This is a genomic window from Arthrobacter sp. KNU-44 (assembly GCF_051843155.1).
GTDB lineage: Bacteria > Actinomycetota > Actinomycetes > Actinomycetales > Micrococcaceae > Arthrobacter.
Window position 1 is genome coordinate 3,604,675 of sequence record NZ_JBPXNG010000002.1, and the last position, 21,358, is coordinate 3,626,032.

The 21,358-nt window shown below is 62.6% G+C and carries 14 protein-coding genes; 9 read left to right on the forward strand and 5 right to left on the reverse strand.

All coding sequences use genetic code 11. The annotated features are described in order from the left end of the window. Nucleotides 1-106: 106 nt before the first annotated feature. The 3 genes from hpf to secA all read left to right on the forward strand — a co-directional run bounded on the left by hpf (nt 107) and on the right by secA (nt 4,985). A complete protein-coding gene (gene hpf, locus ACSVHC_RS17920) occupies nt 107-832 on the forward strand; it encodes a ribosome hibernation-promoting factor, HPF/YfiA family (protein WP_234748144.1) in 726 nt (241 codons plus the stop codon). A gap of 32 nt (nt 833-864) precedes the next feature. Next, nucleotides 865-2,106: a winged helix-turn-helix domain-containing protein gene (locus tag ACSVHC_RS17925; RefSeq protein ID WP_437770837.1), complete on the forward strand. Its 1,242-nt coding sequence runs from the start codon at nt 865-867 to the stop codon at nt 2,104-2,106. A 134-nt stretch (nt 2,107-2,240) separates the two neighbouring features. After that, the gene (secA, locus tag ACSVHC_RS17930) at nt 2,241-4,985 is read left to right on the forward strand and encodes a preprotein translocase subunit SecA (RefSeq protein WP_437770836.1); all 2,745 of its coding nucleotides are present in this window, start codon (nt 2,241-2,243) and stop codon (nt 4,983-4,985) included. Between the two features lie 139 nt (nt 4,986-5,124). On the opposite strand, the gene ACSVHC_RS17935 is transcribed toward secA, so the two are convergent. Both ACSVHC_RS17935 and ACSVHC_RS17940 read right to left on the reverse strand, forming a co-directional pair. Further along, a complete protein-coding gene (locus ACSVHC_RS17935) occupies nt 5,125-5,637 on the reverse strand; it encodes an Rv3235 family protein (protein WP_437770835.1) in 513 nt (170 codons plus the stop codon). Between the two features lie 69 nt (nt 5,638-5,706). Then, nucleotides 5,707-6,492, reverse strand: coding sequence for a LysM peptidoglycan-binding domain-containing protein (locus ACSVHC_RS17940; RefSeq protein WP_437770834.1), 786 nt, complete (start codon nt 6,490-6,492; stop codon nt 5,707-5,709). Nucleotides 6,493-6,636: 144 nt separating this feature from the next. Between ACSVHC_RS17940 and ACSVHC_RS17945 the strand changes: the two genes are divergently transcribed. Continuing rightward, complete coding sequence (locus ACSVHC_RS17945) at nt 6,637-7,209, forward strand: hypothetical protein (protein ID WP_439181168.1); 573 nt, start codon at nt 6,637-6,639, stop codon at nt 7,207-7,209. A gap of 46 nt (nt 7,210-7,255) precedes the next feature. Here the strand turns inward: ACSVHC_RS17945 and ACSVHC_RS17950 are convergent, their stop codons facing one another. Then, nucleotides 7,256-7,471 (reverse strand): helix-turn-helix domain-containing protein, encoded by a 216-nt coding sequence (locus tag ACSVHC_RS17950; protein ID WP_059387549.1) that lies wholly within the window; start codon nt 7,469-7,471, stop codon nt 7,256-7,258. A gap of 152 nt (nt 7,472-7,623) precedes the next feature. Between ACSVHC_RS17950 and ACSVHC_RS17955 the strand changes: the two genes are divergently transcribed. The 4 genes from ACSVHC_RS17955 to ACSVHC_RS17970 are packed head-to-tail and all read left to right on the forward strand — an operon-like array spanning nt 7,624 to nt 15,989. After that, nucleotides 7,624-8,268: an SAF domain-containing protein gene (locus ACSVHC_RS17955; RefSeq protein ID WP_437770832.1), complete on the forward strand. Its 645-nt coding sequence runs from the start codon at nt 7,624-7,626 to the stop codon at nt 8,266-8,268. Then, nucleotides 8,265-9,578 (forward strand): AAA family ATPase, encoded by a 1,314-nt coding sequence (locus ACSVHC_RS17960; protein WP_439181169.1) that lies wholly within the window; start codon nt 8,265-8,267, stop codon nt 9,576-9,578. Before ACSVHC_RS17955 ends, ACSVHC_RS17960 begins: the two co-directional genes overlap by 4 nt. Before the next feature lie 57 nt (nt 9,579-9,635). Continuing rightward, nucleotides 9,636-14,489 (forward strand): NAD-glutamate dehydrogenase, encoded by a 4,854-nt coding sequence (locus tag ACSVHC_RS17965; protein WP_437770830.1) that lies wholly within the window; start codon nt 9,636-9,638, stop codon nt 14,487-14,489. Between the two features lie 30 nt (nt 14,490-14,519). Beyond that, entirely contained in the window at nt 14,520-15,989 is a 1,470-nt protein-coding gene (locus tag ACSVHC_RS17970; RefSeq protein WP_236811889.1) for a sensor histidine kinase, read from the forward strand. Nucleotides 15,990-16,119: 130 nt separating this feature from the next. On the opposite strand, the gene ACSVHC_RS17975 is transcribed toward ACSVHC_RS17970, so the two are convergent. Continuing rightward, complete coding sequence (locus ACSVHC_RS17975; protein WP_003804966.1) at nt 16,120-16,368, reverse strand: WhiB family transcriptional regulator; 249 nt, start codon at nt 16,366-16,368, stop codon at nt 16,120-16,122. A gap of 228 nt (nt 16,369-16,596) precedes the next feature. On the opposite strand from ACSVHC_RS17975, the gene ACSVHC_RS17980 reads away from it, so the two are divergent. Further along, entirely contained in the window at nt 16,597-17,094 is a 498-nt protein-coding gene (locus tag ACSVHC_RS17980; RefSeq protein ID WP_437770829.1) for a hypothetical protein, read from the forward strand. 22 nt (nt 17,095-17,116) lie between these two features. On the opposite strand, the gene ACSVHC_RS17985 is transcribed toward ACSVHC_RS17980, so the two are convergent. After that, nucleotides 17,117-21,238 carry an FtsK/SpoIIIE domain-containing protein gene (locus tag ACSVHC_RS17985; protein ID WP_439181171.1) on the reverse strand — a complete coding sequence of 1,374 codons (4,122 nt, stop codon included), beginning with the start codon at nt 21,236-21,238 and terminating at the stop codon, nt 17,117-17,119. Nucleotides 21,239-21,358 lie beyond the last annotated feature (120 nt).

A 21,358-nucleotide genomic window follows, 5' to 3' on the forward strand; every position in this document is an offset into this window, starting at 1 on the left:
GAACAGATGTACCTGTCGATAGCGGCTCGGAAAGGGGCTCGACTGTCCGTCAGACCAGCCCCGAGAAGCGCCCTTATCGTGTCACCTGAGTTGTTTGGAGGGCACCATGGAGTTCATGATCAGCGGCCGTAATCTGACCGTTTCGGATCGCTTCCGCGAGTATGCCGGCGAGAAGATATCAAAGATTGAATCGCTTGGGGACAAGGTCCAGAGGGTTGACGCGAAGGTTTCAAAGGAAACCAACCCGCGCCAGACACCGGGCCAGCTCACGGTGGAAGTGACAGTTCTGGGCCGGGGCCCTGTGATCCGGGCCGAAGCGAGCGCCGCTGACAAGTTTGCCGCCTTTGATCTCGCCTATAGCAAGCTGCTGGAGCGGCTCCGCAGGGCCAAGGACCGCAAGAAGGTCCACCACGGCCGCCACACCCCCAAAGCCGTTCGTGAGGCTACTGCGACGCTTGAGCCTGCCAGCGCGAGCGAACCCATTTACGTAGAGGCCAGCAACCACCAGGAGCCAACGACGCCACCGGTTGAGACCTCGCCCTACGACGTCGACAACGACATTCCGGCCGGTGATTCCCCGGTCCTGATTCGTCGCAAGGTTTTCCCCGCCGCTTCGCTCACCCTTGATGATGCGGTGGACAACATGGAATTGGTGGGCCACAATTTCTACCTGTTCGTGGACAAGGAAACCAACACGCCGTCGGTCGTCTACCGCCGCCGTGGCTGGACATATGGAGTAATCACTCTGGACTCCACATGCGAACCAGGAGACGAACCCGTGGAGGAAAAGATCCACGCTTACCGTTCGAATGACCAAGCCGCCACAGCATAGGCCGCATTCGTCATCCCCATGAAAGGACTGGCATGGCCGCTTCGCTGAGCCTGTTGCAGGCACGGCGGATTGCATTGGCAGCCCAAGGACTGGACAAGGAACGGCCCACCGGCCCCGTGACTTCACGGACGGTGGGCCGTACCTTTGCCCGCCTACAGGTGGTGCAGATCGACTCCGTCAATGTCCTCTCACGCAGTCATTACCTTCCATTCTTCTCAAGGCTTGGCAACTACGACCGAAGCATCCTTCATGCGATGGCCGGGCGGAGTCCGCGGCGCATGATGGAATACTGGGCGCACGAGGCGAGCTTCATCCGCCCGGAACACTTCCAGGATCTGCTGCTGTGGCAAAACCGTGCGTGGGTAGGCGCGGCCCACTTGGAACGCGGAATCCGGGAGGACATGGCTCACCGGATCCTCGACGCCCTCGCAACCGGGCGGCCCATGACTGCCGCGCAATTGACGGCGCACCTGGGGCACCAGGAGGACCGGCAGCACGATAACTGGGGCTGGAACTGGAACCTGGTCAAAAGGGTTTTGGAGCACTTGTTTGAAGAGGGGCTAGTGACGGCCGCGTCGCGGACAGAGCAGTTCGAGCGCCGGTATACGCTGACATCGCGGCTTCTGCCGCCGGGATCGCCTGCGGTGATCGCTCGCTCAGGAGCACTCCCGGATGGCGGCTCCGAGGAGTCGATCGCGGCCATGGACCGGCTGATCGACGCGGCAGCCCAGGCTCATGGCATCGGAACAATCCGATGCTTCGCCGATTACTTTCGGACTCCAGTGAAGGCCGCTGCGGCATCGATCGACAGGCTCGTTGCCGCCGGCCGCCTGGAACCGGTCACGGTGCGTGGATGGGACCGGGCTTTGTACCGGCATGAGGACGCCCGGCTTCCCCGGTCCGCCACGGGCCGCGCGCTGCTCAGCCCGTTTGATTCACTGGTCTTCGAGCGTAGAAGGCTTGAGGAGTTGTTCGGCTTCCATTACCGGATCGAAATCTACACGCCCGCGCAGAAGCGCAAGTTCGGCTACTACGTGCTGCCTTTCCTCCTCCGGGACGCCGTGGTCGCGCGCGTGGATCTCAAGGCCGACCGCTCGGCCAAGCAGCTTCTGGTGCGTGCCGCCCACGCCGAGCCGGACGCCCCGGCCGACACCGCCGTCGAGCTTTCCGCAGAGCTGCGGCTTATGGCCGAGTGGCTGGGGCTCGACGACGTCGTCGTGTCACCGATGGGCGATCTCTCGTCGGCGCTTGCCGCGGCAGTGGCCCGCAGCTGAGGTCCAGCGGCCTCAGGCAGCGGCCCGCAGGCGCCGGCGCTCCGCTCTCAGGGAAACGGGGCCGCGTGGCGTTGGTCTCTCCCGTAGACTGAAACCGCCAGAATTCGGCAGCTTGAGACTGGGAGCAACTTTACGTGGCATCACTTATCGAAAAACTTCTCCGCACGGGTGACAAAAAAACCCTGAGGCAACTGCGGACCTACGCCGATTCCATCAACGCCCTCGAAGACTCCTTCAAGACCTTCTCCGACGCAGAATTGCGCGAGGAGACGGACAGGCTGCGCGCCCGTCACGAGGACGGCGAGAAGCTGGACGATCTCTTGCCGGAGGCATTCGCAGCCGTGCGTGAAGCTTCCTCCCGCACCTTGGGGATGCGCCACTTCGATGTCCAGCTCATGGGTGGGGCCGCTCTTCACCTCGGCAATATCGCCGAAATGAAGACCGGTGAAGGAAAGACCCTTGTGGCCACCGCTCCGGCCTTCCTCAACGCACTGACCGGCAAAGGCGTGCACGTCGTTACAGTCAACGACTACCTCGCCGAATACCAGTCCGAACTCATGGGCCGCGTCTATCGCTTCCTTGGCCTGAGCAGCGGTTGCATCCTTTCGAACCAGGATCCCGAAGTGCGCCGTCAGATGTACGCGGCAGACATCACCTATGGCACCAACAACGAATTCGGCTTCGATTACTTGCGCGACAACATGGCGTGGGACAAATCCGAGCTCGTGCAGCGCGGCCACAACTACGCGATTGTCGACGAAGTGGACTCCATCCTCATCGACGAAGCCCGTACCCCGCTCATTATTTCCGGTCCGGCCCAGGGCGACACCAACCGCTGGTACAGCGAATTCGCCAAGGTCGTGCAGCGTCTCCAGACTGAAATCGACTACGAAGTCGACGAAAAGAAGCGGACGGTCGGTGTTCTCGAAGCCGGTATCGAGAAGGTCGAGGACTACCTCGGCATCCAGAACCTGTATGAATCTGCCAACACCCCGCTTATCGGCTTCTTGAACAACGCCATCAAAGCCAAAGAGCTCTTCAAGCGGGACAAGGACTACGTCATCCTGGACGGCGAAGTCCTCATCGTTGACGAACACACCGGCCGTATCCTTGCCGGACGGCGTTACAACGAAGGCATGCACCAGGCGATCGAGGCCAAGGAAAACGTCGAGATCAAGGCTGAGAACCAGACTCTCGCCACTGTCACCCTGCAGAACTACTTCCGCATGTACTCCAAGCTCTCGGGCATGACCGGTACCGCTGAAACTGAAGCAGCTGAGTTCATGAGCACCTACAAGCTTGGCGTGGTGCCCATTCCCACCAACCGGGACATGCAGCGCATCGACCAGTCGGACCTCGTGTACAAAAACGAAATCGTGAAGTTCGAAGCCGTCGTGAAAGACATCGCGGAACGGCACGAAAAAGGGCAACCCGTGCTCGTCGGTACCACCAGCGTGGAGAAGAGCGAATACTTGGCCAAGCTGCTTGCCAAGGAAGGCATTCGGCACGAGGTCCTGAACGCAAAAAACCACGCACGTGAGGCCGCCATTGTCGCGCAAGCCGGACGCAAGGGCGCCGTCACGGTTGCTACCAACATGGCCGGCCGTGGTACTGACATCATGCTGGGCGGAAACGCCGAGTTCACGGCCATCGCCGATCTGGCAAAACGGGGCCTGGACCCTGAAGAAAACTCCGAGGAGTACGAGTCCGCGTGGCCGGAAGCACTCGAAGCCGCCAAGCAGGCAGTCAAGGACGAGCATGAGGAAGTGCTTGAACTTGGCGGGCTTTACGTACTGGGCACGGAACGCCACGAATCCCGTCGAATCGACAACCAGCTCCGTGGCCGCTCGGGCCGCCAGGGCGACCCGGGCGAGTCCCGCTTCTACCTGTCGCTGACCGATGACCTCATGAGGCTCTTCAACTCCGGTGCCGCCGAGCGCCTGATGAACAGCTCCGTGCCGGACGACATTGCCCTCGAATCCAAGCTCGTGTCCCGTGCTATCGCTTCGGCCCAGGGCCAGGTCGAAGGGCGGAACGCTGAGCAGCGCAAGAACGTCCTCAAGTACGACGACGTCCTGAACCGCCAGCGTGAAGCCATCTATGGCGACCGTCGCAGGATCCTTGAAGGCGACGATCTGCACGAAAAGGTCCAGTTCTTCCTGGAAGACACCATCAACGCCCTGATCGACGCCGCGACGGCGGAGGGAACCGGCGATGATTGGGACTTCCACCAACTGTGGACCAACCTCAAGACGCTCTACCCGGTAACCGTCACAGCCCAGGACATCATTGACGAAGCCGGCGGCAAGGCCCGCGTGTCCGTTGAATTCCTCAAAAACGAGATCCTTTCGGACGCGCAGCTCGTATACAAGGAGCGGGAAGAAGCCATTGGCGCCGAGAACATGCGCGAGCTTGAGCGCAGGGTTGTCCTCTCGGTCCTTGGCCGCAAGTGGCAGGAACACCTCTATGAGATGGACTACCTCAAAGAGGGCATTGGCCTGCGCGCCATGGCCCAAAGGGATCCCCTGGTCGAGTACCAGCGTGAAGGATTCACGATGTTCCAGAGCATGATGGAAGCCATCCGCGAGGAGAGCGTTGGCTTCCTCTACAACCTGGAAGTGGAAGTAACGCCAGCCGAAGACGTGGTGGTGGTGGACGGCAGCCCTGAAGGCGGTCACGTGGAACATCACGATCCACAGATCCGCGCGGCCGGGCTCGAAGCCCCGGAAAAGCCTGTTCAGCTGCAGTACACGGCGCCGGGTGAAGACGGAGCGAGCCAGACCCGCGTTGAGGGTCGGGCCTCGGGTCGCTCAGGCAAACCCGCCAAGGCCGCCGCCGATGACAAGCAGCGCGGATCCAACAAGAAGAAACGCCGCTGACATCGCGATTGCCTGACGCATGTAGCTGACGCCGCAACCGCCGGACATGTCAAACGAACGGATGCCTGCAGCGAAAACGGAGAGGGACCAGAACACCAGTTCTGGTCCCTCTCCGTTTTGCTGCTTTTGAACCCCGCCGTCAGCCGATTTCGAGGGCGGTGACTTTCCACGCGCCGTTGCTCTCTTCAAGCCTCATGGCTACTGCCCGGGAGCGGAGTTCTTCCGAGACAACCAAGCTGGCCTCGTACACTCCGTCGTTTACAGCGCAGACACGCACGGAGCGGACCATCGGACTTCGGTGAACGCGGGATTGCCCGCCTTGGGACTTGGCAGCATGGGCTCGCGTCAGTGCTGCCCGGTGTTGCAGCGCGACGAGGCATCCGGGATCCAGAGTTCGTGAGAGCTGTTGCGCCGGCCGGGTGCCGGCAAGGACTTCGACCGCGGCTTGGGCGATGCTGCGTGCCAGTGCGCGGATTTCGCCGTCGAGGCTGCGGATCTGGGCCGCTTTGCGGGCAGAAGACGGCCCCCTTCCGGACGGCCCGTCCGTTCGGGATTTGGCCGGGGGTGAAGCCACGATTGAACGTGAGGCAATCGACGAAGTCGCCTGGACGACTGCATTGGGCAGGCTTTGGACGGCTGGTGATGCGCTCATGTGCTTCCTCGGTGACGAATCGCTGGTGGGCGGCGGGTGGTGGTGGTTCGGATGGTGGAGGCTCGAGTGCTAGTTGGGCGGTGGTTGCAGGATCTGACCCGGGACAAGGAAACCCGGGTCGTTTCCGATCACATGCCTATTTGCGGCATACCACTTCGGCCAGTGGAGGGCGACGTCGACATCGCTGGCCATAGGGCCTAGCTGCCGGGCGGCAATCGACCATAGTGAATCTCCCCGCTTCACCACCACTTCGCCTTGATTTGGCGACGCAGACTGTTCCGCGGCGCGCTGTGGCCCTGTACCCAGAAGCCCCGGCTCGGCGACAAATGCGCGGGGTTGCCAACGGGGGTCGATCTCCGACGAACCTGACTCAAGCGAGGGCATGACTGGGAGATGGGGAGAACGGCTCGAGGCGGGTGTCCATTGGACAGATATGTCGCTCGACAAGAGTGCGCCGTTTGCCGGGCTCCACGCTGGTTCAAGCTGTGCCGGTGACGCATTCGCCAGGGGGATTCCCACGAGATTCACGCCCAGAATCGCAACGGCCAGCCGGCACATGAAGGCAGGGCTGAGTTTGGCGGTGGCACTCGCGCAGCGGTCCTTTCCCGCTTGCCGAAGAAGCGCGGCCGCCATTGCCAGGAGGAACGTCGCGATCCACCAGGCTCCGATCCCCAGACCGGCGGCGGTTGCGATGAATCCCAGGAGGTCTTCGAACGTGGGTTCCTGGAGTCGTCCTGCTGCGGAGTGCCATCGGTCGATCAAGATCAGTCCAGCGACAGCGAGCAAGAGAGCGAGCACAAGGATGGTCGCCGCCATCGCAACATCGTTCCGAACGGGTCTGTTCGTCTGTTCCATGGGTTCCCCTTACCCAGTTGATGCCATTTGATGCTGTTTGACAACGATTGATCTATTTTGACCACAAACAGTGGCATTTGTCTAGCAGTCTGGTGCCGATGAAGAAAGATTGACCATCGAGGGGTGCCCGCTTACGCTGACGCAATGCGTTGGGATGCTCTGTTTGAAGACATGGAGGCACAACTGGCCTCTGAACGATTGCTGGGACTTGAATCCGAAATTTCAGAGCGAGCCCGGGTGGAGCTGGCCGGAATCGAGGTCTCCGACAGGCTGCGTGGAGCAATCGGCCAGAAGATTGATGTGACGCTCCGGTCCGGCACGCGGGTGTCCGGGACGCTCAGCCATGTCGGCGGCGAATCGTTGGTCCTTGACGAAGGTCGCCACCAGTGGTTGGTGCCTGTCACGGCCGCATTGGCGTATCAGGGCCTGGGCCGGCACGTGCGGCAAGGTCAATCGAAGGCGTCACTGCGGCTCGGCTTGGCCAGTGCTCTCCGAATGCTGGCCCGCGACAGGGCAGAACTGGCGGTTCATCTGCTTGAGTCGGCGCGGGAGGAACGGACCATGAGCGGCGTCATTGATCGCGTGGGCAAGGACCACTTTGATCTCGCCGTCATGTTGCCGGGGGAAGTCCGCAGGTCGCGAAACGTCGTGTCTGTGGCGACAATTCCGTTCCAGGCCCTAGCAGCGCTGCGCTCATTGCGGGGCCAGGACTTCTAGCCCGGCCAACCTCCCCGCCGGCGCAGCCTGGGGCGGTGGGCAAAGATCAGGAGGACTTGGACTTGGCCTCTTGGATGATCCTGCTCGCCTCGGCGTAGCGTTCCTCGATGTACTGCTCCAGCATCTTCTCTTCGACGCGCCACTGGCCCCTGCCACCCACTTGGATCGCCTTGAGCTCTCCGCTTCGCACGAGAGCGTATGCCTGCGGCGAGTTGATCTGAAGCTGTTCGGCGACATCAGCGAGGGTGAGGAATCGGGGCATGCATCCATTTTGCCACTGTTCGACCCACTTGCCGGTGTTATCCACAGCTTGACGCAATTTGGGCATTTAGCTTTCGGAAGGGACGCCCTTCCGGTCAGAATAAAGGCCACCGAACGTCGACGCGGACAAACTATGCAAACGGGGGAGCAAGGATGGGTGCAACTACCGCGGCCGCTGCAGCGCGGCTCAGGAAACCGTCATGGAGGGATCCGCGACTATTGGTGGGGATTCTCCTCGTCTTGGCATCGCTGGCCGGAGTCATCGCCCTCGTTGGAACCGCGGACCGTACCACTCAGGTCTATGCGGCGCGCGAGTCGATTGCCGTGGGCCAGAGAGTCAGCAAGGACGATCTTGCGGTCGTCAAAGTCCGGCTCGACGACGTTGAGTCCAGTTACGTGACTCTGGCTGACGGTCTGCCCGAAGGAAAAGTCGCCGTTCAGAGAATCGCCAAGAACCAACTCGTCCCCCGGGAGAGCCTGGGGGCCGCCGATTCCCTGGACCGTAAACCGGTGGCGATCGCGATCCAGGAATCACTGCCTTCGCAGGCTGTGGCAGGATCCCGGGTTGACGTCTGGGTAGCACCCCCCGACGCGCGCAACGGTTTCGGCACGCCGCAGCTATTGTTGCCGGGTGCGGAGATCGCCCAGGTCACGGAGGGCGCCTCCACCCTCGGAGCGTCCAAGGAGAAGGTGGTTCTTGTCCTGGTGACCGATGAGCAGATGCCGAAACTTCTCGGAGCGCAGGCGAACAAAGCGAAGATTGCTGTGGTTTGGAACCCGGGCGGTGCGGGCAAGTGAGTATCCCGGTTGTCACGGTCGGGCAGTCCCGGGAGGATTTGGTCGGGGGACTCGAGCGGCTCCACGGACCGGTGACTGTGGTGCGTCGGTGTGGCGAACTCGCGGAACTCCTGGCCGCTTGCCAAAGCGGTCTCGCGCGCGCGGCGGTCATCGCCGAAGGCGCTCAGGAACTGACGGCGTCGCTGGTCGACCGGCTGGCGGCTGTCGGAGTCTCCGTTGTTGCACTGAGCGACGACCCCGAGGTGTCGGGCCGCCTGTGGAGCATCGGCGTCGTGACCGCGTCGCTGGATGTAGATTCGGCAACGCTGGCTTCCAGAATCTCCGATGCAGTAGGCCAGATGCCCGGACATGGACGGCGACGCTCGGAGTCCCGGGATTCCGGGTTTGCGGACACTGCCGCAGAACTCCGTCCCACCGATGCGCCGGAAGAACCGGAGCAGGCCCCGGCCGGGGCTGGCCGGATCATCGCAGTCTGGGGGCCCACCGGGGCGCCGGGCAGGACTCTTGTGGCTGTCAACATTGCCGCAGAGCTGGCGGCCGAAGGCAAATCAGTGATCCTTCTCGATGCAGACAGCTACGGAGCCAGCGTCGCAGCATCGCTTGGTTTGCTGGACGAATCCGCCGGACTGGCGCAATCTTGTCGATTGGCGGACCAGGGATTGCTGGATGCTGAATCCCTCAAGCGGATCGCCGCGCCGGTCTTCGCCAAAGCCACGAGTTTCAGGGTTCTTACCGGCATTACCCGCGCGGACCGGTGGCCGGAGCTCCGGGCCGCCGCGCTTTCGTCGGTACTTGAACTCTCCAAGGCGATCGCGGACGTCGTCGTGGTTGATGCAGGTTTCTGCCTTGAAGCGGACGAGGAACTCAGCTTCGACACCATGGCCCCTCGACGCAATGCAGCAACGCTCCGCAGCATCGAACTGGCGGACACCGTTTACGCCGTCGGCGCGGCCGATGCCGTCGGGGTTCCGCGCCTCGTACGGGGCCTCGCTGAGCTTGAACGGGCAGTCCCGCATGCGGCTCCCCGCGTGGTCTTGAACAAGGTCCGGGCAGCATCGGCTGGCCGCTCACCCGAACGTGAACTCCGCGAGGCATGGGAGCGGTACGGCCCCGGTCATGGCATCGAGGTATTCCTTCCATCCGATCCTGAAGCTTGCGACGCTGCCTTGTTGTCCGGCGCTGTCCTCTTCGAAGCTGCGCCCGAGTCTGCGTTGCGGCTCGCAATCGCAAAAATGGTCTGTGCACCCGTCCAGCAAAATGACAAATCCTCTGTCATTTATTCCAGAGCAAGGCATCGTCTAAAGCGTTAGGCTCGCCATGTGGGCTGCAAGGACGCAGCAATTGAGATGTGATGGAGGCGTTTGTCGATGTCGTCAGGATCCAGCGTGGAGGATCGTTCTAAACCTGCAGTAGTCCGGGAAGGGTTCTTCGGGGACTACTACGAGCATCTCGCAGAGGAGGACGCCCGCGGATACGCTGCCGAGCAATTGACCTCCAGGGCAGCGGCACACCGCGAAGCGGGGCAGAGCCGCAAGCCGGGCACTGCCAATGTCAGGATTGCCAACGAGGGTGATCGCAGCGTTCTGTACATCGTCACGGATGACATGCCGTTCCTCGTGGACTCGGTGAACGCCGAACTCGTTCGTCAGAACTGCGCTATCCGGCTCGTCATGCACCCGCTCTTCGTGGTTTCGCGTGATCACGTCACCGGCGATCTGTCCGGCATTGCCCGGGTGCCGTCGAACATCGGCATCTCAAGCGGTGACACCGCGGCGATGCCGAATATCGCCCATCTGATCTCGCAAGGTGACAACGTCTCCCACATGGAGTCGTGGATCGCCGTCGAAGTTGACAGGGTGGCCGACGACTTCCAGAAGGAGCTCGTTGACGGAATCCACCGCGTCCTGAACGACGTCCGGGCCGCCGTCGAAGACTGGCCCAAAATGCGCACGAAGGCGCTCGAGCTGGCATCGTCCCTGGACAAGGTGGCCCACCCGGAAGACATCGCGGAGCTCAAGCAAGCGCAGGACCTCCTGCGCTGGTTGGACAACGGCAACTTCACGTTCCTCGGTTACAGGGAATACGACCTCATCACCGAGAACGGTGAAGACGTCCTTGAGTTGCGCGAAGCGAGCGGTCTGGGACTCTTGAGGGCGGGGGACCACCCCCACCAAATCCAGCACCTTACCGACGCCGGACGCCGTAAGGCTCGCGAGAAGCGTGCCCTGGTGATCACCAAAGCCAACTCACGGTCCACCGTGCACCGCCCCGCGTATCTGGACTACATCGGTGTCAAGAGCTTCGATGTTGCGGGCAACGTCAACGGTGAGCGCCGCTTCATCGGCCTGTTCGCCACGAGCGCGTACACCGGTTCCGTAAGGAACATCCCCATCGTTCGGGAAAAGGTCGACGCCGTGCTCCGCTCGGCCGGGTTCCCGCAGGACTCCCACTCCGGCAAGGACCTCGTCGGTATTCTCGAGACCTACCCGCGTGACGAACTCTTCCAGATCGAGACCGAGGACCTGGCAGCGACGGCTTTGGGCATCCAGCGTCTGCAGGAGCGGCGCCGCACGAAGCTCTTCCTGCGCCCGGACATCTACGGACGGTTCATGTCGGCACTGGTCTACCTGCCCCGTGACCGCTACACCACCAACGTCCGGCAACGAATTGAGCAGGAACTCCGCGAGACCTTCGAAGCCGAGAGCATTGACTACGAGGCCCGGATCACGGAGTCCGCACTCTCAAGGGTGTTCTTCCGGATCCGGCTGCCGCGCGAAGCTGAGCTCCGCGACGTCGACGCCGGTGAACTCGAAAAGCGGCTTGTCCGGGCCTCGCGGTCATGGGCTGAAGGTATTGCGGAGGTGCTCCGCGAGAACACCAGCGGTTTGGATGCCGAGCGATTGTCAGCCCTGTGGGCGGATGCGTTCCCCGCCGGCTACCGAGTCGACTACGAAGTCGAGGACGCCCTCAAGGACATTGAGCGTTTTGAGAAGTATGCCGCCACAACCGACCGCGACGCCGTCGCAGTCCAGACGGTCCCCGGAGTGCATGTCTACTTGCCCAACGGCGCCGGTGAGCTGCTCGAAGAGGATGCCCGCGTCAAGCTCTACCTTTTGGAACCGAAGAGCCTGAGCCAGATCCTGCCCTACTTCCACAATCTTGGCCTTGAGGTTCTCGATGAGCGGCCTTTCGAAATTGAAACTGCCGACCACCGGGACTTCTTCCTCTACGACCTTGGCCTGAAATACCCCACCGGTGTCGATCCCGTGGCTACCGGCCAGCTCTTGGCGGACTCCTTCAGCGCCGCGGTGACCGGTGCGGTGGAATCCGACAGTTTCGACCGGCTCGTGCTCCGGGAAGGTATCCACTGGCGGCAGGTTGTCATGCTCCGCGCCTATGCGAAGTACATGCGCCAGATGGGGAACACCAACTCCTTCGAGTTCATTGCGGACACTCTTCTCGCCAACCCTGAGGTTGCCCGCGGCCTGATTGACCTCTTTGGGGCCCGTTTCGATCCTTCTTCGCCTGATGCCGCCCGTCCGGGCCGCCAGGAGGACGCGCGCGCCACACTGGCCGAAGCAATCGACCAGGTGGCCACGCTCGACGCCGACCGGGTACTGCGGACTTTCGTTAACCTCATTGAGTCGACGCTGCGCACTAACTACTTCCAAGGCAAGTCGTATGTGAGCTTCAAGCTCGATCCGACGACGATCGACGGACTGCCCTTCCCGCGGCCAAAGTACGAGATCTGGGTGTACTCGCCTCGCGTTGAAGGCGTGCACTTGCGCTTCGGCAAGGTGGCCCGTGGCGGTTTGCGGTGGTCCGACCGCCGCGAAGATTTCCGGACCGAGATTCTCGGGCTCGTCAAGGCACAGACGGTGAAGAACGCCGTGATTGTGCCGACCGGTGCAAAGGGCGGATTCTTCGCGAAGCAGCTTCCGGATCCGGCACTTGACCGTGCCGCTTGGATGGCCGAAGGCATCGAAAGCTACAAGACCTTCATCCGCGGACTGCTCGACCTCACCGACAACCTCGTGACCACGGCAGACGGCGAGAAGATTGTGCCGCCGTCGGACGTTGTCCGTCAGGACGACGACGATTCGTACCTGGTGGTGGCCGCGGACAAGGGCACGGCAACTTTCTCGGACACCGCGAACGGCCTGGCAGCCGAGTATGGATTCTGGCTGGGGGACGCATTCGCTTCCGGTGGCTCGGTAGGATACGACCACAAGGCCATGGCCATTACGGCCCGCGGTGCATGGGAGTCGGTCAAGCGCCACTTCAGTGAGCTGGACCTTGACACCCAGACTGAGGAATTCACCGTGGTCGGCGTCGGCGACATGTCCGGCGACGTGTTCGGCAACGGAATGCTGCTTTCCCGGCACATCCGCCTGCTTGCCGCCTTCGATCACCGCCACATCTTCCTGGACCCGACGCCGGATGCGGCTTCGTCCTTCGGCGAGCGGCAGCGTCTCTTCGAGCTTCCCCGCTCCTCCTGGGACGACTACGACCGCTCGCTCATCAGCGCAGGTGGCGGGGTCTACCCCCGCCAGGCCAAGGTCATCCCGATCTCGCCGGAAGTCCGCCGTGCCCTCGGCCTGCCGGACGGAACGGTTCAGCTGAGTCCTCCTGAACTCCTGCGTGCAATACTCCTGGCTCCGGCCGATCTCCTTTACAACGGCGGGATCGGAACGTACGTCAAGGCCAGCACCGAGTCCCACGCCGAGGTGGGAGACAAGGCGAACGACGTCATCCGCGTGAACGGACGGGAGCTCCGTGTCAAGGTCGTTGGCGAAGGTGGAAACCTCGGAATGACGCAGCGCGGACGCATCGAAGCTGCCCTGCAGGGCGTCATCCTGAATACCGATGCAATCGACAACTCTGCCGGCGTCGATTGCTCCGACCATGAAGTCAACATCAAGATCTTCGTCGACCGGATGGTTGCCGCAGGAAAACTGGATGCTTCCGAGCGCACATCCTTCCTCGCCGACATGACCGACGAGGTTGGACGCCTCGTGCTCGAAGACAATATCGATCAGAACATCCTGTTGCTCAACGACCGCACACGCGTCGCCGAATGGAGCCCGAGCTACGAGCGCCTGATGGACTGGCTCGAGAAGTCCGCCGACCTCAAACGGGACCTCGAAGCGCTGCCGACCACCGAGACGCTTCGCGAGCGGCTGGAGCAGGGCCAGGGCCTGACGTCACCGGAACTGTCCGTCCTCGCCGCTTACGCCAAGATCGAATTGGGCTCGGCCTTGCGGGACAGCGATCTGGCTGACGATCCTTGGTTCCGTAAGACGATTCGCTCCTACTTCCCGAAGCAGCTCCGAGAACGGTTCGACGCCGAACTTGACACGCATCCCTTGCGTCGCGAGATCATCGCGACCGTGGTGGCCAACGACATGATCAACCTGGGTGGCATCACCTTCGCTTTCCGCACCATGGAGGAGACTTCGGCTACCGAGGTCGCCGTCGCGAAGGCGTTCGTAGCCCTCCGTGAGATCTACGAACTCGATTCGATGGTGCGGGAGCTCAACGCCCTGCCTGCTTCGTTCCCCACGGAACACTGGAGCACCGTCCACCTCGACATCCGAAGGCTTCTTGACCGTGCCGTTCGCTGGTTGCTCAGCCAGGGCAACGCCTCGAAGCCGATCTCGGAGATCGTCGCGGAATTCAAGCCGATGATGGATCCGATGCGGGCCAGGGTGCTCGACTACTTGCGCGGCAGCGACAAAGAGCGGGTTACCGGCTGGCTTGAAAAGGCGCGCTCGTGGGGCCTTCCCGACACGCTCGCCCATCGCTGGGCCGAGCTATTCGAGAGCTTCGTGCTCTTGGACATCGCCAAGATCACTCACAGCCGCGACGCCCGTGTGGAAGAGGTCAGCCACGTCTACTACACGGTATTCGACCGCTTCCACGTCGATTCGTTGCTGGAGCGGATCACGGCACTCCCGCGCGATGACCGCTGGCAGGCGCTTGCCCGGGCGGCCCTGCGCGACGACCTCTACTCGACCGTAGCGGACATGACGACGTCGGTGCTCGAATCGACCGACGCCGGCCTCGACGCCGAGGCCCGTTTGCGGGCCTGGGAAGGCCTCAATGCCGAGCAATTGGGCCGCGCGAAGAGCATGTTCGACGAGGTCAACGCGCTGGAGGCCGACGACATGGCTTCTCTGTCGGTAGCATTGAGGCTCTTGAGGTCAATCGTTCGACGCTAGGGACAAGCCCGGGCGTTATATGGAGGTGCAGTGGCAATCTTTACAGACCCCATCAGGGAGCACGCTGATTTCGGGCCTGGAGATGCCGAATGGCTGCACCTCCTGGTCGGCGACTGGCAGATGGTCGCCGACCTGGCGTTCGCGGACTTGGCCCTGTGGTTTCCGCATCCTGAATTCGGTTACATCGCGCTTGCTCACGTGAGGCCGTCGACGAGCCACACGGTGTTTCATGCGGACTTCGTCGGGGAAGGCATCCGCTCGGATCTGCGACCGATAGTCGACAAAGCGTGGTCCAGCCGTTCCATCGAACGCTCCAGCGAAACGAGCTGGAGCAGCGAGATGGCCCTGCGGGTTGAAGCGGTGCCCATGGTCAGGAACGGACGGACCCTTGCCGTCGTCACGTCGCATATGGACCTTTCCAGTTCACGGATGCCTTCCCGCCTGGAGCTTACGTACAGGCAATGCGCCTACGATCTGCTCCGGATGGGAACGCTGGGCCTCTGGCCGGACTTCGCTTCACCGACGGGTTCGCGCCGTGGCGCTCCCCGCGTGGGTGACGGCCTGATCAGGCTCGACGCCGACGGCATCGTGCAGTACGCGAGTCCGAACGGCGTCTCCGCATTCCGCCGCCTCGGCGAGGTGGAAACCTTGGAAGGACGGTCCCTCGCGGAAGTAACCGCAGGACTCCTTAAGGACCGGCGGATGGTGGACGAGACGCTGCCGCTGGTCGTTACCGGTCGGATGCCGTGGCGGAGCGAGATCGAGTCCCGTGGTGTCAGCTTGTCGTTGCGCGCGATTCCATTGCGCGACGAGAAGCATCGCTTCGGAGCCTTGGTTCTGTGCCGCGACGTGTCAGAACTGCGACGCCGCGAGCTCGAGCTGGTGACCAAGGACGCGACGATTCGTGAAATCCACCACCGGGTCAAAAACAACCTGCAGACGGTGGCTGCTTTGCTGCGCATGCAGTCGCGACGGATGGTCAGCGACGAGGCGAAACAAGGCCTGGAACAGGCAATGCGGCGGGTGGCGACGATTGCGTTGGTACACGAGACGCTTTCACAAGGGCTCACGCAGAGCGTCGATTTCGATGAACTCATTGGACGTCAGTTCCGGCTCTCGGCAGAAGTAGCGTCCCCTTCGCAACACGTCCGGACTGAGCGCGCCGGCCTGTTCGGCGAATTGCCGAGCGACTTTGCCACGCCCCTTGCGCTGGTCATCAATGAGCTCGTGACAAATGCCGTGGAACACGGCCTTGAAGGACGGGCCGGAACGGTCTGGCTGATGGCGGATCGTTCCACAGGGGAGCGCGGCGATGAACTCCTCACGGTGACGATCGCCGATGATGGCGTCGGACTGCCCGAGGGGTCGTATACCGAGGGTCTAGGCCTTCAGATTGTGCGGACTCTTGTCACGAGCGAGTTGGGTGGCAGCATCCAGTGGCGGCCGCGCGACGGCGGTGGCACCGCCGTCGAGATCGTCCTCAACTTGGTGCGGAGCTGACGCCGGCCGCTGGCGGCGCGCTCTATCTGTGACCGCGGTCAGAAATGCGAAGATGGCCCGGACCTATCGGTCCGGGCCATCTTCGTGTGTTCTCTTTGCCTCAGGCTCTGTGCTTCGCGGGCCCGGTCACTTAGGAAGCGCGGCGGGCGCGGGCGGCGCGTCGCTTGAGTGCGCGTCGCTCGTCCTCGCTCATGCCGCCCCAGACGCCAGCGTCCTGGCCCGATTCAAGGGCCCACTGAAGGCATGTGTCCACTACGGGACAGCGACGGCAGACACTCTTCGCTTCCTCGATCTGGAGAAGCGCAGGGCCGGTGTTGCCTACGGGGAAGAAAAGCTCCGGGTCCTTGTCAAGGCAGGCTGCGCGGTTACGCCAATCCATGCTGATCAGTCACTCCATTCGTGAGTACTAGTTAAGCCTTTTGTGAAAATATTCACGAGAGGCTTCATAGGAAAGGGGACCCATTGGGCCCCCTTGGTCGTCTGAGTCAAGCGTGTCATGTTAACGCCATGTAAACAAGGGGTTTTAGCGTTTGAAACCGTGAGCGATGCATCACATTGGCCACCGGTCTACTCACAGGTACTCGACTATGTCCGGTATTGTGCCAATGTGTCAAGACCCCCTCTGAACCCTAACCATGACCCAGCAACGCCCGGCGACGACGGCCAGAGGACCGGCAACGACAACATTGGCAGGTCATCCGGCGAAGGGCCGCGCCCTGTCGGAATCGTTATTATTTCCATTGTGGTTGTGCTGGAAGCCCTCGCACTGTTGACCGCCGGAGCCCTGTATGTATACGAGCTGGTGACCGGGGCTCCGGTGGCCTCATTCTGGGGAGCCGTGTTTACCCTTGGCCTTTTGCTGGCTTTTTCTGCATTGTTGTTTGCCGTAGGGCACTTCCTGTTCCGTGGCTACCGTTGGACCCGGGCACCCGCGTTGGTTGCGCAGCTGTTCGCCCTGACGATCGGGTTTCCCACCATGACCGGCGGACTGGTTCCTGCCGGCCTGGCCATGGTGGTGCCTGCTTTGGCCGGAATTGTCTTTTTGTTCGACAAGCGGGTCATTGCCTTTGCCTCCCGAGCGGGCGGATCCCGCGCCGCCCTTTGACTCTTTCATTTGGGTACGGCTTCTAGCCCGGAGCGGCGATCTGGACAGTGCGTGTTCGTCCATTCTCGATGAGGACAGCACGACCCGGAGGCGGCGCCTGATCGATGTCGGCGCGCACGCCAAAGAAATCTCCGGCCGCCGGCGGCCCATTGCCCAGGAGAATTCCGCTTCCGTGGTTTCGGGCCAGGGAAGCAAGGGGCGTCCGTTGCAGTAGGGCAGGACTGCCCGCAGTTGCCACCACCGGGAAACCGATACCAGGAAGTTCAGCCAGGAGGACGGCGGTTTCGCTGGCGAGGTGTTCGACGTCGTCCACGAGGGGGATGACTTCTGCTCCGACGAGCCTGCGGCTTGCTTCCCGGTGGAATTCGGCCCAGAAAGCGTCATGATCGGCCCCTTTGGGTGGTGTCCACCATTGATGGCCTGGATTGAGCATGGCCAAAGCAGCCAGAAACGACGACTTGCCGGAACCGGGGGTGCCGAGGGCGAGGAGGACGCCTGCGCGCGGCAGCGTGATCCAAGCAGGTTCTTGTTCATCCCCTCCAACTCCAAGGAGCACCGACCCGGGGACCCGGGCACGGGAAAGGGCAGTAGCATCGCTTCGGCCATCCGCAATGAGATCCGAAGCCCGGATGAATTGCGGCAAGGGATCCACCCGGATTGGGCGCCGTGCAGGCTCGGGGGGCACGCAGTACGGCCAAGCCGAGGTTGGCGGCGGCTCGACAAGCTGCGCAACTGCAGTGTCAACCCCGAGCAAGTTGCCACTTACGACCGCCCGACCCTTCAGGGGCTTCATTGCCGCAAAACGGGGCCACGCCAACCGCCCTTCTTCTGTGGTCCCGGTGGGAAAGTATGCGCGGTTGGGGATTGACGCGAACATGCGCGAGGCAGTCAGTTCGCGGTCGCCCGTGACAAGAAGAGCCAGTCCTGCCTTCTGTCCGTCGCGGACGATGGCGTGGACAACGTCTTCGGCCCAGGCCAGGGGTCCGGCGCGTAACTCGGAGACCCACGAACCCCAGTTCGAAATGACCAGCAAAAGCGGGACTTGCCCGGCGGCGGTTCCCCGGGATTGCCGCGCCGACATCTCAGCTACGAGCCTCTCCAGGATGCGAACGCCCCTTCTGATGTCGTTGGGGGAGGCAACGGCCCCCACGCGTCCCTGGGCGGCCACATCGGCCAATGAACCGTCACCGTCGAGGACATAGAGATGGAGCTCTTCGGCACTTCCAACAAGCTGCGCAGCCGCTGCCCGACACGTATCTTCAACTCCGCTTCCAGGAGGGCCAATGAGTCCAAGATTCCCGTGGACGAAAGGAGTCCAGCACAGGCCGGCACCCCGTTGTTGCGAGGGCAAATCTGCCAAGCCAAGGTAGGCAGTCGGGCCTGCCGGCGTACCGTTTGCCGCGTGCCTGCCGATCATTGCTGTGATGCCAAGGGATTCGGGAAGCGGGACGGACTCTGGAAGCGGATGCGCAACAGGTCTCCTAAGCGGTGTACTCGCCTGTATGTCCCAAACCCGCTTGATTGCCTTGATAATGGGGCAGGCGGCTTCTGCTGGCGTTGCAGTCGCACCTTGAGTCTCCGCCAACGCGGTTTCAGACGAACCGCTGAAGCGGAGCGACCCCGCTGCCGGCAACGAAATGGCCTTTGCGTGCGGCTGGGCCTTTTCGCTGCCCGAGAGGGTTGCTGACTGAAAGGGCTCGGCATCTTCCACTCCGCGAACCATAAAGGCGCGACCCGGCAGGGACACCGGAATCGAGGCCGCTGCCGGCGAGTTGATGACGTCCCGGGATTCCATTTCCGATTGGACGCGAAGTGCAATGCTGGTGGTGACGTTGGCCCGGATGTCCGCACTGAGTGCACCCTGCGGACGTTGTGTCGCCATGATCAGGTGGATGCCCAGAGACCGGCCCACGGTGGCGATCCGCATCAATTCGGCCAAGGCATCCGGGGCGTCTTCAATGAGCATCCTGAATTCGTCGATGACGAGTACCAGACGGGGCAGTACCGGAAGGTGGCTTCTCCGACCCGCCGCGCCCCCGCCCCTGGTTCCTGCGGCTTTGGCCCAATACGCGGGCAAATCGGGGACACCGGCCTTCGCAAGGCTCCCTTCCCGCATCCGAACCTCGGCACGGAGGGAGGAGAGGGTACGTTCAAGCTCGTGTTCACTGAGGTCCGTAAGCATCCCGACGCAGTGCGGAAGGTCTGCCAACGGCCCGAGCCCCGAACCTCCCTTGAAATCAACAAACAGGAAGTTGACCTTGTCCGGGCTGTGGGTCAGCGAGGTCGCGGCCACGATCGTGCGCAGAAGCTCCGACTTTCCTGATCCCGTAGTTCCGGCAACGAGGAGGTGCGGGCCGTCCGAAACCAGGTCCAGCGACCGGGGCCCGTCGGCTCCTCGCCCGATAACCGCGGATAGCCCTCCGCGTGCTGAAGAAGCGCTCCAGCGGGCCGCGATGCTCGAGGGCTCAGCGGGAAGCAATTCGGGAAGTTGGCAGGTAGAGGGGACAAGCGGCGCCCTTTCTTTCGGTAGACGGGGCAATCTTGCCAATGAGCGGCAGTAGCGGTCGAAGACCGGGTGCGGCACAAGGTCAGGGTCAAATTCCGTCTCTGAATGACACGAACGAAGGATTGCGCGCTTGTTCCAGAGCTCGACGGCGGAACCGCTTTCGTCGCCCCTCGCGGTGCCTTGGAAGATTCTCCAGCCGGACTCGATCGCCGCCAGCCGGAGTGGGTCGACGGCGGGATCACGTTCGGGTCCCACCAGAAGCAGTGCTCCCGGTTTATCCGCGAGCGCGGAAAGAGCAGCCGCGGCTGAAGAGGCGTCCGTGGTCAACGTGATGCCGGGGAGGAACCGGGCGCTTGACGGCAAGTGGGCTAGCGGTCCGTGTATGAGGACGGGAGCGTTGCTTGCGCCGGGAAAAGCTGCCAGCTGCATGAGCAGAAATCTGAACATTCCTTGCACCTTGGCTTCCGGTCCCGTGAGGGAAACGGCCTGGGTGGAGGGATCCAGAACTACCGGAACGGGGCCCAGCTGCGGTGGCTGAAAGCCCGGGTCTGCGGGATCGAGGGCAACCCTGGCGTTCTGCTGACAGGTGCCGAGCCGGAGCCACACATCGCGGCAACCCGCCGTTCCTTTGGTTGCGCCCGAGGCTTGCACCGTGCTGGCTCCTTGAGCTGTGCCGGATCCTTGCGTCGTGGTGGTTCTTGGCAGCGCCAGCCGCATTCGCCCGTGTTCCTTTGAGGGTAAAGCTGCCGAGTTGACGGCGAAGGCGAGCTCAGCGGCGGACGGTGAACACCGCCGTCGTCGGGCCCGGTCTTGTTCGACTGCCGCCGCGATCGCGGCAGCCAGAATGCGGCGCCCGCGTCTCCCCGAAATTGCAGGTGCGAAGACCGCGATCGCAGAAATTGCCGTGAATCCGAGGAACATCCACATGCCAGTGGCCAGAGCCATTCCAACTCCCAGCAGTAAGGGGAGCCCGGCCGTGAGGAGAAGTTGCGTGCGGCTGCCCGCATCGTGGCGCCGCGGGACCAGGATCGGCTCGGCGACGTCCTGGCCGGCTGCCCCCAGCGACTCCGCTCCGTATTCTTCGTCACCGAAGACAATTGACATGACCGAGCCACCACATCGGATCCTGGAGGCGGTCGAGACATGGGCGGAGCGGACTTTGCGTCCATCCACCACCGTTCCGTTCGCGCTCCCGTTGTCCCTTATGGTGACCGCTGTCTCGGAGATCGTCAGGACTGCGTGATCCCGCGAAACATCAGGATCCGGGAGGCAGACATCGGCATTGCTCCGGCCGATCCTGTATTTGCCCCTTTCCAGCGGTATGACCAGGCCCGCGGCCGGACCTGCGTGCACCAGCAACGACAACGCCGCGGGATTGCGATAGCGATCACGGGTGTCTTGCGCCTCCGAATCGGCCCCGCACACCAACACAGCCCCCGACATGAGCGGCGCCGAGCCAACGGTGAGACCGCCGAGCGGCAGTCCCTCGACTGCAAGTTTTCCAGATCCGAACTCCGCCGCGACGGCGGCCTCGACGACGGCGCCAGGGGTGCCGTTGCCCGCGGCTATGGTCAGTTCGATGGGTCCGCCTTGCCGTAACGCCAACGGGCCCCAGACGAGGGTGCAATGGAATGCCACTGTGTCCGCTCCTTCGGTTAGCGAGGCTTCTGTTCGTCCACGATATTTGTGATGACTACCCCGTGTTCCACGCCAGTTGACGTATGTGGAAAACGCTGCACCTGTCAGGGCTGGCAGGGA

What these genes read in the sequence shown, in the direction of transcription:
- hpf (WP_234748144.1), top strand. Translation starts at nt 107, where the DNA reads ATGGAGTTCATGATCAGCGGCCGTAATCTGACCGTTTCGGATCGCTTC.
- ACSVHC_RS17925 (WP_437770837.1), top strand. Translation starts at nt 865, where the DNA reads ATGGCCGCTTCGCTGAGCCTGTTGCAGGCACGGCGGATTGCATTGGCA.
- ACSVHC_RS17935 (WP_437770835.1), bottom strand. Translation starts at nt 5,637, where the DNA reads ATGAGCGCATCACCAGCCGTCCAAAGCCTGCCCAATGCAGTCGTCCAG.
- ACSVHC_RS17940 (WP_437770834.1), bottom strand. Translation starts at nt 6,492, where the DNA reads ATGGAACAGACGAACAGACCCGTTCGGAACGATGTTGCGATGGCGGCG.
- ACSVHC_RS17945 (WP_439181168.1), top strand. Translation starts at nt 6,637, where the DNA reads ATGCGTTGGGATGCTCTGTTTGAAGACATGGAGGCACAACTGGCCTCT.
- ACSVHC_RS17950 (WP_059387549.1), bottom strand. Translation starts at nt 7,471, where the DNA reads ATGCCCCGATTCCTCACCCTCGCTGATGTCGCCGAACAGCTTCAGATC.
- ACSVHC_RS17955 (WP_437770832.1), top strand. Translation starts at nt 7,624, where the DNA reads ATGGGTGCAACTACCGCGGCCGCTGCAGCGCGGCTCAGGAAACCGTCA.
- ACSVHC_RS17965 (WP_437770830.1), top strand. Translation starts at nt 9,636, where the DNA reads ATGTCGTCAGGATCCAGCGTGGAGGATCGTTCTAAACCTGCAGTAGTC.
- ACSVHC_RS17975 (WP_003804966.1), bottom strand. Translation starts at nt 16,368, where the DNA reads ATGGATTGGCGTAACCGCGCAGCCTGCCTTGACAAGGACCCGGAGCTT.